This window comes from Thioclava sp. F36-7 (assembly GCF_002020075.1).
Taxonomy (GTDB): Bacteria; Pseudomonadota; Alphaproteobacteria; order Rhodobacterales; family Rhodobacteraceae; genus Thioclava; species Thioclava sediminum.
Genome location: NZ_MPZR01000001.1, coordinates 38,600 through 52,097, shown reverse-complemented (window position 1 = coordinate 52,097; position 13,498 = coordinate 38,600). Strand labels below are relative to the sequence as shown.

The following is a 13,498-nucleotide window of genomic DNA, read 5'->3' as shown; positions in this document are numbered from 1 at the left end:
TGAGTAACTCCCGTTGGTCGTTTTTGGGTCTCGGTTCAAAGATACGGCCCGCTTCGGTCAGCGCGCATAGACTTCGTCGAGAAGCCTGTTGCGCCGTTCGACCTCGGCGATCCGTTCGGTTGCGCGGGGTCCCGCGCGCTTCGCCACCAACGCCAGAATTGCTTCGAGCAAGAACAGCGTGGCGACGTAACTCGTGTAGAAATGCGGGCTGTCTGTGGGCACGATGAAAGTCTCATCGGCCGCATGCAGCGCCGGACAGCTGCGGCTGTCGGTAATCAGCGCGACATAGGCGCCCTGTTCATGGGCATGGATCGCGCTGCGGATGGTGGAGCGCGCGAAGGGCGGCTTGGTGATGACCAGAACCGCGTCGCGCTCATCGAGCCCGGCAAGCGTGGCGCCCAGCGACGAACCCGCCCGCGCGCCCAGCTCCCAGCTATCGCCTAGGAAATTGGCGATATAGGCGGTGTATTCCGCGATCCCCGTCGAACCGAGCGCGCCCAGCAGCACCACCCGGCGGGCGGCGGCGAGCGTGTCGGCCACGGCCTCGAGCCGTCCCGGCTCGATCGCGGCGGTCAGGGCTGCGATATTGTCCTGCGTGGCTGCGGCATAGCGGTTGAGGAAGCTGCTCTGCGGATCGACGGCATCCTTTTGCAGCCGATCGGCGCGGTCTGCGAAGGGGGAGACACGGCGACCGATCTGGTCGCGCATGGTCTCGCGCAGCTCTTCGAAATTCTCGTATTCGAGCGCATGGGCGAGGCGGGTGAAGGTCGCGGGCGCAAGGTTCGATTCGCTCGCCAGCGTGCGCAGCGAACGGGTGGCGATGCTCACCGGGTTGTCTGCGATATAGTCTCCCGCCTCACGCAAGCGCGTGGAAAGGTTGCCATATTGCGCAGCCAATCGCTGTTCGAAACTGCCGGACAATGCTCCTCCCCAGGTTCCATCACCAGTTATCGCGTTGAGGTGACCGTTTCAATTGTTTCATATATTGTCAATGCGTAAAACATATGTTTCATGGGGTAATCAGCGATCCTCACGCATTCTTGTCCCGAAGGAGGGACCGATATGAGTCACGTATTCCCCCGCCACACGAAGTCCAATCCGCCCTTGGCGGTAAAGGGCGACGGTATCTACATCCTCGATGCCAACGGGAAGCGATATCTCGACGGGTCCGGGGGCGCGGCGGTGTCCTGCCTCGGTCACTCTGACGCTGACGTGACTGCGGCGATCAAGGCTCAGATCGACAATATCGCCTTCGCGCACACGAGTTTCTTCACCTCCGAACCCGCCGAACGGCTGGCAGATCGCCTCATCGCTCACGCGCCGGGGAGCTTGGATCGCGTCTATTTCACGTCCGGGGGATCGGAGGCGGTGGAGAGCGCGCTGAAGATGGCACGGCAGTATTTCGTCGAGAAGGGCGAGCCGAGCCGGTCGCATTTCATCGCGCGCCGCCAGTCCTATCACGGCAACACGCTGGGCGCGCTCGCGGCTGGCGGCAATGCGTGGCGCCGCGAGAAGTTCAACCCGCTGCTGATCGACGTGAGCCACATCGCGCCCGTGCATGAATACCGCTGGCGCGAGGAAGGCGAGACCGCCGAGGAATACGGTCTGCGCGTCGCAAACGAGCTGGAGGCCGAGATTCAACGCCTCGGGGCGGAGAACGTCATCGGCTTCATCGCCGAGCCGGTCGTCGGCGCCACGATGGGCGCGGTGCCCCCGGTGAAGGGCTATTTCAAGCGCATCCGCGAAATCTGCGATCAATACGGCATCCTGCTGATCCTCGACGAGGTGATGTGCGGGATGGGCCGGACCGGCACGCTGTTCGCCTGCGAGCAGGACGGGATCGCGCCCGATATCGTCACCATCGCGAAGGGGCTCGGTGCGGGCTACCAGCCCATCGGGGCGGCGCTCTGCACCTCCGAGATTTACGACGCCTTCGTCAACGGCTCGGGCTTCTTCCAGCACGGCCACACCTATATCGGCCACCCGACCGCGACCGCTGCGGGCGATGCGGTGGTCAAGAAGCTGACCGAGGGCGGACTGGTCGCGCGGGCGGCGCAGCAGGGCGAAGTGCTCGACGTGGCGCTGCGCGAGGCGTTCGGCCAGCATCCCAATATCGGCGACATTCGCGGGCGCGGCATGTTCCGCGGGCTGGAGATCGTGGCCGACCGCGCCACGAAAGAGCCGATGGACCCGGCCAAAGCCATCAACAAAAAGCTCAAGGCGGCGGCTTTCGAGGCCGGGCTCGTCTGCTATCCGATGGGGGGCACGATCGACGGCCAGCGCGGCGATCACATATTGCTCGCGCCGCCCTTCATCATCACCGACGACCAGATCGGGGAATTGGTGGACAAGCTCGGCACCGCGATCCGCGAGGTTCTCGGGTGAGCCTGCCGCATATCATGGTCGCGCCGAACGGGGCGACCAAGACGAAGACCGATCACCCGGCGCTGCCGATCACCTTGGACGAGATTGCGCAGACCGCGCTGGCCTGCCGCGACGCCGGGGCAGGGGCGCTGCATCTGCATCTGCGCGACGACGCGGGCGGGCATCTGCTCGATAGTGGCGCCTATGCCGAGGCGCTGGCTCATCTGCGCCCGCTTCTGGGCCAGATGGCGATCCAGATCACCACCGAGGCCGCGGGGCGCTACGAACCGGGGCATCAGCGCTATGTCGCGTTGAACTCGGGCGCGCAGATGGTCTCGGTTTCGGCGCGCGAGATGCTGCGCGACCACGAATTGCAGGCAATACGCTTCTACGAAGAGGCGGCGGAACGTGGCGTCGCGATCCAGCATATCCTCTATTCCCGCGAGGATGCCGAGGCGCTGGTGCATGTTCTGCCGGATCGCCTGCTGCGCGATCCCGGGCTGCAACTGATCTTCGTGATGGGCCGCTATGTCGCGGGGCAGGTCTCGACGCCGGCGATGCTCGATCCGTTCCTCGACTGGATGCAGGCCGAGGCGATCACGCCCGACTGGGCGATCTGCGCCTTCGGCTCGGGCGAGACCGACTGCCTGCGCAATGCGCTCGCCAAGGGCGGCAAGGCGCGGGTCGGGTTCGAGAACTCGCTGGTGATGGCGGACGGCACCACCGCGCCCGACAATGCCGCGCGCGTGGCCGAGATCGCAGCCCTTTAATCGAGCGCCGGATGCCCTTTCTCGGGGCAATCGGAGAGGTCCGAGCGGTCTTCCTCGGGAAGCTGCTTGGAAATTTCGCGCAGGGCGCTCCGCAGTCCTTCCTCCATCACCGGGTGATAGAAGGGCATCGCCAGCATGTCGAAAACGCTCATGCCCGACTGGATCGCGAGGCCGAAGAGATGCGCGAAATGCTCGCCCTCGGGCAGCGCCATCTCGCAGCCCAGCAGCTTGCCGGTTTCGGGCTCGGCATAGACGCGGAGCATGCCATACGCCTCTTCGGCCAGCCGGGCGCGCGATTGCGTCGCGAAATCCGCGCTGCCGATCAGGATGTCCTGCCCGTCGAGATCCTTGAAGCTTTGCCCCACGCGCACCGCATTGGGCGCGCTGAAGGCGATGGCCATCGAGGTCCGGCGGCGATAGCAGCGCGGGGCGTCGGCCACGGCGTTGCGCCCCGCGATATGCCCCTCGTCCGAGGCCTCGTGCAAAATCGGACGAATGGCATTCGCGTCGCCTGCGAGGAACACCCGCAGATCGCCGATCTGGGTGGTGGAAGCGTCGACCTCGGGCATCCCGTGATCGTCGAGCGGCACGCCCAGCGTCTCCAGCCCGAGCCCCGCAATATTGGGCTTGCGTCCCATCGCGGCGAGCACGGCATCGGCCTCGAATTCTGCGCCGTCTGCGCCTTTCACGATGAGGTTGCCCGCATTGCCTTCGGAAATCTCCGCCGGGGCGCCCAGATGCAGCGGCAGCTCCGCCGCGATCGCGTCGCGCAAGACCGCTGCGACCTCCGGGTCGGTCATGCCGGCGACGCTTTCCAGCGCGTCGAAACCCGCGACCTCGATCCCCATCCGCGCCATCGCCTGTGCCAGCTCCACCCCGATCGCACCCATGCCGATCACCGCGATCCGCTTGGGCAGATCGTCGAGAGTGAACAGAGTGTCGGTGGTCAGGATACGCTCGCCGAAGGTCTTCCAAGGCCCCGGCAGCACCGGCGACGAACCCGTCGCGAGGATAATCGCATCGGCGGTGACCTCGCCATGGCCCGCGATCTCGATCCGGTTCGGGCCGAGGAGCGTCGCGCGGCCCGAGATAGCCTTGTCGCCAAGGGCTTTTGGGACCTTGCGCGGCGATTTCGTGAACCCGTCGCGCATCCGTTTCATCCGCGCCATCACGGCGGGCACATCGATGCGCAGCGCCTCGGCGCCGGAAATCCCGAAGGCCTCGAAATCGTGGCGGCGGTGGAAGGCGTTGGCGGCTTCGATCAGCGCCTTGGAGGGCATGCAGCCGCTTTCGGCACAGGTCGTGCCCCAATGGCCGTCGTTGACGATCAGGAAGTCATCGGTCGCATGGCGCACTTCGCGCAGGGCAGACAGTCCGGCCGAGCCAGACCCGATGATAACGACGCGCGCGTGTTGTGACATGAAACCTCCGCTGATCTGTCGTGAACCGAACCGTTCAGCGAGGTATACGTTCCAACCATTTGCGCGGTAAAGCCTGCGCCTCGCCGCGAACCCGCAGGCTGCGCATCGCAGCGATCTGGCCGAGCGCGCGATGCGGCGCGATGGTGCGGAAGATATCGCGGATCATGCGTGCGTCGGCGGCGACGCCTGCGCGCCAGTTGCCCAGCTTCGCGGATTTCATCGGACTGTCGACGCCGGGCCAGGAGACGACGGCGATCCGGGCGCGCTCTGCGATCCACAGCCGGTTCATGAAGACTTCCAGCCCGAAGCGGGGCAGGGCGTTGAGGGCCTCCAGCCGCTCGCCCAGCATCTCGCGCGGGATCACCCGCTCGCCCGAGATGTAATCGAGCCCGATCACCCGCCAGATGCGCGGCGCGTTGCGGCGCAGGCTGATCGTGACATCGGCCTCTCCATTGGTCACCGGCGCGATCAGCGCGCCCAGATCGGCATGGGTCAGCCCCAGCAGATCGCTGTCGAGCAGCAGCAGGTGGCTGCCCGCGGCCTCCGCGATCCCGACGGCCACGGCGGCCGTTTTCCCGCCGTTCTGTGTCTGGCGCAGCACTCGCAGATGCGGATGGGCGTCGCGATAGCCTTCGGCGATCTCGGCGGTGCCATCGCTCGAGCCGTCGTCGATCACGATCACCTCGGCGATCTGGCGATGGTCCAGCACACGCTCTAGCACCGCGCCGATCCGCGGGGCCTCGTTATAGGCAGGCAGAATGCAGGTGATCGTCGTCATGTGTGCGACCTCTTGCGGCGAAAGAACCAGATCGTGCCACCAAGAATGATCACGACCAGCAGGATCAGCGAGCCTTTCGACAGCCAGCTGTCGATCTTCCCGATATGCGAGCCGAGCCAATAGCCGAGCGCCACGAAGGCCAGCGATTTCGGGATCGTCGCGATCAGGTTGGTCAGCATGAAGACCCAGAAATTCATCCGCGCGACCCCGGCTGCGACCAGCACCGGCGCGCCCGCCGAATGGGTCAGCTTGCCGAAGACCAGCGTCTTGACCCCTTTGTTCTGGAAGTGCCGCGCCGCACTCACGAGCCGCGCGCGGCTGAGGCCCAGCTTGTCGCGCCACTTCTTGGGCATCCGGTTCAGACCCCATCGGCCAAGCGCATAGAGCCCCAGATCGCCGACGAGATCGGCAAGGATCACGATGATCGCGACCGACCAGACCGAGAACATGTTCTGGCTGGCGAGCCACGCCGCGATCACCGTCACGATCGGCCCTTCGAGCACCGCAATCGGCGCGAGCACGGCCAGACCGTGTTTCGCCATCAATACGGAGATCGTCTCAAGGCCGATCATCAGGTTACTCCGTGACGGGGGCGTCGCTGCGGGCGACGTCCCGGTGGGTCATGTCATTGCCGCGCCAGGTGAAATCGCGCCCGAACCATGTCATCAGCCACAGCGCGGGCAGCATCGCGTCGCGGATCGCGAAACCCGCAATGTCGCGCGCCGAGGCGGGCCAGCCCGCGATCCGGGCGAGCAGCACCTCGGCACCGTACCACAGCGCCACCAGAAGCGGCAGGGCGATCCAAGGCATCGCGCCCAAAGCGGCGAGGGCAAGTGCGGCGAGGAAGGGTAGGAATGGACCTTGCGCGATTTCGGCTGCGAAAATCATCACGAAGCCGTCGCGGCGCACCTTGGACCAGCGCAGCTGGCGGTCCCAGACCTCCCGGGCCGCGCGCGTCCCGATCGGTTGTGCGAAGAGGTGCCGCGTCAACCGCACCTTCAGGCCCTGACGGCGCACCAATTTGGTCGAGGCCACGTCCTCGGCCATGTTACGCCCGAGCGCCGCGAAACCGCCGCCCGCCATCAGGATGTCGCGCCGCCAGAACAGCGATTTGCCCTGCGCGAACCCCATCCCGATCATGTCGGCCGCTACCTGCCAGCGCGCCTGATTGGTGTTGAGAAATGCCGCTTCCACCGCGCCCCAGAGATTGCCCGGGCGCTCGGCCACCGGTGGGGCGGACACGAGCCCCGTGCCCGGCCGCCATTCCGCAACCAGCCGCTGCAGGTAGTCGCGCGGTAACAGCAGATTGCTGTCGGCCATCGCGAGCCACTCCGCCTCGGTCGCCGACAGCCCCTTGTGCAGATTGTTCAGCTTCGGATTGCCCGACACCGCGTCGAGCCCGGTCAGAAGCCGTGCGCGCACCTGCGGGTTCTCTTCGATCAGGCGACGGACCAGCGCGCAGGCGGGATCGCGCTCGGAGGGCGCGCAGAAGATCACCTCGTAATTCGGATAGTCGAGGTTGAAGGAAGAGCCCAGCGTCTCGGCATCGAAGGGATCGACCCCGCAGACCGGGCGCATCAGGGCGATGAAGGGCAACTCGTCGGGCACCGGCTTCGGCGGGCGGGACTCGCGCCATGCGGTCATTGCAGCGCTAAGCAGATGCGCCGTGAGGGTGATGCCCAGAAGGGCGGCAAGGGACAGCAGAACGATCGTCATGCGCGAACCTTTGCGACTGCGGGGCGGGTGCCGGTCTCGGTGACCGCTGCGGGCTCCGCGCCCCATTGAAGAAGTTGCAACGCGCCGGAACTATCCTCGGCCAAGGCGGTCAGGCTGTCTACCCAGTCGCCGCAATTGGCGTAGGTCATCCCGTCGACATCGCGCAACGCGGGCTTGTGCGAGTGGCCGCAGATGATCCCGTCGACCCCGGCCTCGGAGGCCATCGCGATCAGACGATGCTCGTACCCCGAGCCGCGCGCGATCAGGTGATTGATCCCTTCGATCGCGAGCTGGATCAAGGTGCGCTCGGTCTCGGACACGTCGCGGCGGCGGCGCAGCCAGGCATCGATGCCGCGGAACAGCGCGTCCATCCGGCTCCCGAAACGGGTCATCGCGTGCCAGCGCAGGATGCGCGCATCGCATTGATCGCCATGTACGATGAGGTAGCGCTGCCCGTCCGCGCCAACATGCAGCGCCGTTTCGGTAAGCTCGAAGCTGAGGAAATTCATCCCCGGCGAGCGCAAAGCCGCATCGTGGTTTCCGGGCAGATAGACGATGCGCGTCCCGGCTTCGGCATGGGCTTCGAGGGTCTCGATGATCTCGGCGTGAATGTCGCCCCATTGCACGGGCCCGCCATGCCAGAGATCGAGGATGTCGCCGACGAGGTAGATCGCGTCGGCCTGCACGCTTTGCAGGAAGTCGAGGATCGGGCCGGGGCTGCACCCCCGCGATCCGAGGTGGAAGTCCGACAGGAAAAGGCTGCGGTAGCGTTGTTTGTTGTGATGGCGCGATCGGCTCATGTCACATCTCCGGTGGATCTGCAGGGAGGGGCAGGCACCCGGCGCCTGCGCGGAGAAGCGGAGCGGAAACAGTCGGGAAAATCACAGGCTGTATGTTGTTGCCCATAGGGTCCTTCCGCTCGTTGCTGCGCTGCCCATCGCCTTTCGACGTGACATGGATGTGACGGCTACGTGAACCTGTAATGTCACCTAGAGGCAGCTGTGCGGTGATCAACCATAAGGATGTGAAATACTAAGCAACTTCCGGTGAGCGCACGATATCTTGCGGTTTGTTTCACCCGAAAGCATAGTGATCGCGGTCTCGACGATTGGCGAAGGAGAACGCGATGGCAGGATATCTGACCACCCATGTGCTCGACACGGCACGGGGATGCCCGGCGGAAGGGCTCAAGATCACACTCTTCGCGCTCAACGGGGTCGACCGTGAGGTGCTGGCCGAGATGGTGACGAATGGCGATGGCCGCACCGACTCGCCGATCCTGCCGGTGGAGCGGTTTCGCACCGGCCAGTTCGAGCTGGTCTTCGCCGCGGGTGACTATCTGCGGGCGAGCGGGCAGGGGGCGGCAGAGCCGCTGTTCCTCGATGAAATACCGATCCGCTTCGGCATGAATGACGCCGAGGCGCATTACCATGTGCCGCTTCTGCTCTCGCCCTACGGCTACTCCACGTATCGCGGCAGCTGAGCGCGGGGCCTCCATCTGCTTGCGTTTTGAGCAACCGGACAAAATTCGGGCGGTTCCGCCGCGCCATCGCTTGCGCTCGGGCGTGGCTTGGGAAACTCTGAGCGCAAAACGAGGGATGACGGATGGATTACACGTTTTTTCTGGAATGGGTGCAGTTCGCGGTGCGCTGGCTGCACGTGATCACCGCGATCGCGTGGATCGGGTCGTCCTTCTATTTCATCGCGCTTGATCTGGGGCTGGTGCCCGAGCCCGGTGCCCCCAAGGGGGTGCATGGCGCGGCGTGGCAGGTCCATGGCGGCGGCTTTTACCATATTCAGAAATACCTCGTCGCACCCGCGCAGATGCCCGACCGGCTGACATGGTTCAAATGGGAAAGCTACATGACGTGGCTTTCGGGCTTTGCGATGATGGTGGTGCTCTACTGGACGCAGGCGCAGTTCTACCTGATCGACCCGCGGGTGATGGAGCTGCCGGTCTGGGGGGCGATCCTGATCTCGATCGGCTCGCTCGCGCTGGGTTGGCTCCTTTATGATCTGATCTGCAAGTCGAGCTTTGGCGAGAACAACACGCGGCTGATGCTGGGCCTCTACGTCATTCTCGTCGCGATGGCCTGGGGCTACACGCAGGTCTTCTCAGGCCGCGCGGCGCTGCTGCATCTGGGCGCCTTCACCGCGACGATCATGACCGCGAACGTCTTCCTGATCATCATTCCGAACCAGAAGATCGTGGTCGCCGATCTCATGGCGGGGCGCACGCCCGACCCGAAATACGGCAAGATCGCCAAGCAGCGCTCGACCCATAACAACTACCTGACGCTGCCGGTCATTTTTCTGATGCTGTCGAACCATTATCCGCTGGCCTTCGCGAGCGCGTATAACTGGCTGATCGCCTCTCTGGTGTTCCTGATGGGCGTGACGATCCGGCATTTCTTCAACACCCATCACGCCCATAAGGGGAAACCGTGGTGGACATGGGGGGCGACCGCGGCGCTTTTCGTCGCGATCGTCTGGTTGTCTTCGATCCCGAAAGCGGATGCTGGCGAGGACATGGAGGATAGCGCGATGCTTACCCCCTTCGAACAACGCTTCGCCGCGGCGCCCGGCTTCGACGAGGTGAGCGGGATCGTCATGGGGCGCTGTTCGATGTGCCATGCGAGCGAGCCCGGATATGAAGGGATCGGACATGCGCCCAAGAATATCAAGCTGGAGACACCGCGCGAAATTGCCGCCGCCGCACGTCAGATTTATGTGCAAGCCGGGCTGACCGATGCGATGCCCCCCGCGAATTTGAGCTACATGGAGCCGCAGGAGCGCGCCGCCATCCGGGCTTGGTTCCGTGCGGGCGAGGCCGGGACGAAAGGAGTAGGGGAGACTGATCGGGCGGAAGCCATGATTCCAGCACCCCATCCCAACGCGTCCTGATTGGCGTCCCGCGCCAAGGCGTTCAGCTAGTTCCTTCGTCGGTTAAAAATCCTCCCAACCGTCATCTTTGGGCGGAGGTGGCACCGCCAGCGCGGTGTTGCCCGACACGCTGACCTGCTGAGCCGATTTGGGGCGGGCTGATTGCTGCGGCGCGGATGCTGTGGGCCCGGATGTTTCGGGGGAGGTTTCTGCCGCAGCCGCTCTTTCTGAAAGCGATGTGCTATCGTCTCCCTCATCCGAAGCGGCCGCGCCAAGTTTGAATTGGCCCATTGCCGCGCCGAGTTCCATCGCCTCGCGTTCGAGGACCTGGCTCGCGGCGAGCGCTTCTTCGAACATGGCGGCGTTGTGTTGGGTGACCTGATCGAGCTGCGTCACGGCGGAGTTGATTTCGGTCAGGCCCGCGCTTTGTTCTTGCGTCGCATTTGCGCTGTCCGCGACATAGGCGAGAAGGTCGGAGACGGAGGACTGGATGCCGCCGAGCGCATCGCCCGCTTGGCCTACGAGCCCGACGCCGCGCTTCACCTGCGCCGAGGAGTTCGCGATCAGTTCGGCGATCTCGCGTGCGGCATCCGAGGAGCGTTGCGCGAGAGCGCGCACTTCCGAGGCGACGACGGCGAAGCCGCGCCCGGCCTCGCCAGCGCGGGCGGCTTCCACCCCGGCATTCAGGGCGAGCAGGTTCGTCTGGAAGGCGATCTCGTCGATGACGCTGGTGATCCGACTGATTTGCTCCGAGCTCTGCTCGATTTCCGACATGGCCTGCACGGCCTCTGACACGACGTGGCCGCTTTGTTCGGCACTGCGCCGGGCGGTCTCGACGAGGTCGTTGGCGCGACCGGCGGCGTGGGCGGCGGCCTCGACAGAGGCGGTGATCTCGTTGAGCGCAGCAGCGGTTTCTTCGCGCGTGGCTGCCTGCCGTTCAGTGCGCCGCGCCATGTCATCGGAGCTGGACGAGATTTGCCGCGCCTCGATGCGGATCGATCCGGCATTGTCGAGCACCTTGCGCATCGCGCACCGCAAATCACCGATCGCACTGTTGAAATCGTTGCGCAAAGCCTTGTAGTCGCCTTCGAATTCGGTGGTGATCTCGGCCATGAGATCCCCGGCGGAGAGCCCGGCCAAGGCCGATTTCAGCGTCTCCACGATGTTCTGTTGGGCGGCCATCATCGCGCTTCGCTCGGCCCGCCGGGCTTCGGCTTCCAGATGTTGTTGCGTTCGGTCGCTCGCAAGAACGCTGAACATGACCATCTTGCCGTCCGTATCGAGGATCGGATTGATCGAGCCTTCGAGCCAGGCCTGACGGCCGTCGGCGCAGCGCAGCACGAGCATGCCCGCAAAGGGCTGGGGGTCGCGCTGGAGGATTTCGCAGACTGGCTGCCCTTCGAAGGTGATCTGACCGGCGACGGACATTCCCTCCATCTTTGCGCGGGGTGCACCAAAAACCTCGGCAAATGCGTCGTTGACCGTGTCGATCGTCACGTCAGGGCGCAGGTCGACCCGCAGCAGGTTGGCGTCGATCGCGGAAATCAGAGAGGCGTTTCGCTGTTCTTCTGTGATGTTGCGCCATTGCGAGACATGGCCGATCTTCTCCCCGGCCTCGTCGGTGACAGGGCTGACGAGGGCGAGAATCGCCCCGGCACGCATCCGTCCTTCGAGCGTGAGTGTGTCCCGCGCGCCATCGTCGAGGGCGGCGGCCGTTGTCGTGCCCGCCGGCAAGATGCGATCCGCGCGCGTTCCCAAAAGCTTGTCGGGATCGAAATCTGGATTGTGGTCGCGGATTTCCGCAGCGAAGGGTCGCAGCAATTCCGCGGCCGCCTCATTGGCGAAGGTGATGACGTGGTCGTTGTTGGTAAGAATGATCGCGACCGTGGCGCTTTCGAGCGCGGCGCTATGCATCCGTGCGGCACGGTTATGCGATTCGGCGGTCGCGAGCTCGGACTGGAAGGTCCCCAGAGTGCGGGCGATCGCACCGATTTCGTCGCGGCGATCGGTAGCCGGGATGTCCGTATCGAGTTGCCCCCCGGCCACGGAGCGCATCGCCTCCGTCACTCGGGTGAGGGGGCGGGTGATCAGCCAGCGCGCGCCCAGCATCACACCGCCGAGAATGCCCGCGAAAATCAAAGCGGTGAAAGCGAGGTTGCGCACCATGTCCTTTTGCGCGCGAGCGATGGCGGGGGCCGGACTCCAGCGCAGGGCAATCGCGGCGATCGGCGGATCCTCCGGGGAAATGCGCAGTGGAATCGCCTCGCTCAGCCCATCTGCCGAGATCGCCCTGTCGTTGTTCTCAAGCGCGCTTTGGGCCAGAGCGACAAGCGCGGGATCGGGCGCGCCAGCCTCGGTCATAACGGTGCCGCGTCTGTTGAGCGCGATTGCGGATTGGCCTGCACCGTCCGAGCCCGCGAGCACGTTCTCCAACTCATGCGTCGCATCCGCAACCCGCCCCGTGATCAGCGCATCCGTCACCGAATCGCCAAGCATCGGCAGGATTTGGTCGAGATGTGCCCGCGCCGCCTCATTGGCGCGACGATGGTTCGAATTGATCGTGAGGAGCGTCATCAACGCCGCGAACACGATCCCCGCGATCGCGATCAGGATCAGCAATTTGAGCATCACGGTGTGCCAGGCGCTTGCACCAGCCTCGGATTTGGACATGTCCGCCTCATTTTTCCACACGGGCGCATTCCCGCAAAATCGCCGACACGCTACGTCCAGACCCTTTCCATGCGATTAACACGCACCCGCCGACGGCCAATATTTGCGCCGCGGCAGCCCTTCGCGCGGGGTCAGCGCCCTTGAAGGTCCCCGATGCGGTCACTAAGACTTCTGTAAAGATCACACGCTATGAACAGCGTCGAACGACCAGGAAGGGCCGAGATGAAAGATCCCCACGAGTTTTACATGAACACGCTGGTGCCGATGGTGGTCGAGCAGACCTCGCGCGGCGAGCGTGCCTACGACATCTACTCGCGCCTGCTGAAAGAGCGCATCATCTTCCTGTCGGGGCCGGTCCATGACGGCATGTCGACCCTGATCTGCGCGCAGCTTCTCTTCCTCGAGGCCGAGAACCCGAAGAAAGAGATCGCGATGTATATCAACTCGCCGGGCGGCGTGGTGACGAGCGGTCTGTCGATCTACGACACGATGCAATACATCAAGCCGAAGGTCTCGACCCTGGTGATCGGGCAGGCGGCGTCGATGGGCTCGCTGCTGCTGACCGCGGGCGAAAAGGGGATGCGTTTCTCGCTGCCCAACAGCCGCGTCATGGTGCACCAGCCCTCGGGCGGCTATCAGGGCCAGGCGACCGACATCATGATCCACGCCCGCGAGACCGAGAAACTCAAGCGTCGCTTGAACGAAATCTACGTCAAGCACACCGGCAACGACTACGACACGATCGAGGCCGGTCTCGAGCGCGACAACTTCATGTCCGCCGAAGAAGCGAAGTCCTGGGGTCTGATCGACGAGATCCTCGAGAGCCGCGTCAGCGACGACGGAGAAAAGTGATCCTCCCGCTTAACTTCGGGGCGATTTTGACATTGAGGTGACGG

General features: G+C 64.6%; 12 protein-coding genes. 5 read left to right on the top strand and 7 right to left on the bottom strand.

The genetic code is table 11. The features are described 5' to 3' along the window. Positions 1-57: 57 nt before the first annotated feature. Positions 58-921: a MurR/RpiR family transcriptional regulator gene (locus BMI89_RS00255; protein ID WP_246831940.1), complete on the bottom strand. Its 864-nt coding sequence runs from the start codon at positions 919-921 to the stop codon at positions 58-60. 141 nt (positions 922-1,062) lie between these two features. On the opposite strand from BMI89_RS00255, the gene BMI89_RS00250 reads away from it, so the two are divergent. Further along, the gene (locus tag BMI89_RS00250; RefSeq protein ID WP_078569379.1) at positions 1,063-2,385 is read left to right on the top strand and encodes an aspartate aminotransferase family protein; all 1,323 of its coding nucleotides are present in this window, start codon (positions 1,063-1,065) and stop codon (positions 2,383-2,385) included. Beyond that, positions 2,382-3,134: a 3-keto-5-aminohexanoate cleavage protein gene (locus tag BMI89_RS00245; protein ID WP_078569378.1), complete on the top strand. Its 753-nt coding sequence runs from the start codon at positions 2,382-2,384 to the stop codon at positions 3,132-3,134. The genes BMI89_RS00250 and BMI89_RS00245 overlap by 4 nt, the downstream gene beginning before the upstream one ends. On the opposite strand, the gene BMI89_RS00240 is transcribed toward BMI89_RS00245, so the two are convergent. From BMI89_RS00240 to BMI89_RS00220, 5 genes are read right to left on the bottom strand one after another with little or no spacing between them, the layout of a single operon-like run. Then, positions 3,131-4,555: a dihydrolipoyl dehydrogenase gene (locus tag BMI89_RS00240; RefSeq protein WP_078569377.1), complete on the bottom strand. Its 1,425-nt coding sequence runs from the start codon at positions 4,553-4,555 to the stop codon at positions 3,131-3,133. The genes BMI89_RS00245 and BMI89_RS00240 overlap by 4 nt on opposite strands. 34 nt (positions 4,556-4,589) lie before the next feature. Next, a complete protein-coding gene (locus BMI89_RS00235; protein WP_078569376.1) occupies positions 4,590-5,333 on the bottom strand; it encodes a glycosyltransferase family 2 protein in 744 nt (247 codons plus the stop codon). Beyond that, positions 5,330-5,905 (bottom strand): VTT domain-containing protein, encoded by a 576-nt coding sequence (locus BMI89_RS00230; RefSeq protein WP_078546427.1) that lies wholly within the window; start codon positions 5,903-5,905, stop codon positions 5,330-5,332. The genes BMI89_RS00235 and BMI89_RS00230 overlap by 4 nt, the downstream gene beginning before the upstream one ends. A gap of 4 nt (positions 5,906-5,909) precedes the next feature. Beyond that, a complete protein-coding gene (locus BMI89_RS00225; protein ID WP_143593776.1) occupies positions 5,910-7,049 on the bottom strand; it encodes a ceramide glucosyltransferase in 1,140 nt (379 codons plus the stop codon). Beyond that, complete coding sequence (locus BMI89_RS00220; protein WP_078569375.1) at positions 7,046-7,849, bottom strand: UDP-2,3-diacylglucosamine diphosphatase; 804 nt, start codon at positions 7,847-7,849, stop codon at positions 7,046-7,048. The genes BMI89_RS00225 and BMI89_RS00220 overlap by 4 nt, the downstream gene beginning before the upstream one ends. 326 nt (positions 7,850-8,175) lie before the next feature. Between BMI89_RS00220 and uraH the strand changes: the two genes are divergently transcribed. Together uraH and BMI89_RS00210 are read left to right on the top strand one after the other, a co-directional pair. Next, positions 8,176-8,532 (top strand): hydroxyisourate hydrolase, encoded by a 357-nt coding sequence (gene uraH / locus BMI89_RS00215; RefSeq protein ID WP_078569374.1) that lies wholly within the window; start codon positions 8,176-8,178, stop codon positions 8,530-8,532. Between the two features lie 122 nt (positions 8,533-8,654). Continuing rightward, on the top strand, positions 8,655-9,953 hold the full coding sequence (locus BMI89_RS00210) for a urate hydroxylase PuuD (RefSeq protein WP_078569373.1): 1,299 nt from the start codon (positions 8,655-8,657) through the stop codon (positions 9,951-9,953). A 42-nt stretch (positions 9,954-9,995) separates the two neighbouring features. Here BMI89_RS00210 and BMI89_RS00205 read toward each other — a convergent pair whose 3' ends face one another. Further along, positions 9,996-12,602, bottom strand: a complete 2,607-nt coding sequence (locus BMI89_RS00205) for a methyl-accepting chemotaxis protein (RefSeq protein WP_078569372.1) — start codon at positions 12,600-12,602, stop codon at positions 9,996-9,998. Positions 12,603-12,824: 222 nt separating this feature from the next. Here BMI89_RS00205 and BMI89_RS00200 point away from each other — a divergent pair, with 222 nt between their 5' ends. Continuing rightward, on the top strand, positions 12,825-13,454 hold the full coding sequence (locus tag BMI89_RS00200) for an ATP-dependent Clp protease proteolytic subunit (RefSeq protein WP_078519545.1): 630 nt from the start codon (positions 12,825-12,827) through the stop codon (positions 13,452-13,454). Positions 13,455-13,498 lie beyond the last annotated feature (44 nt).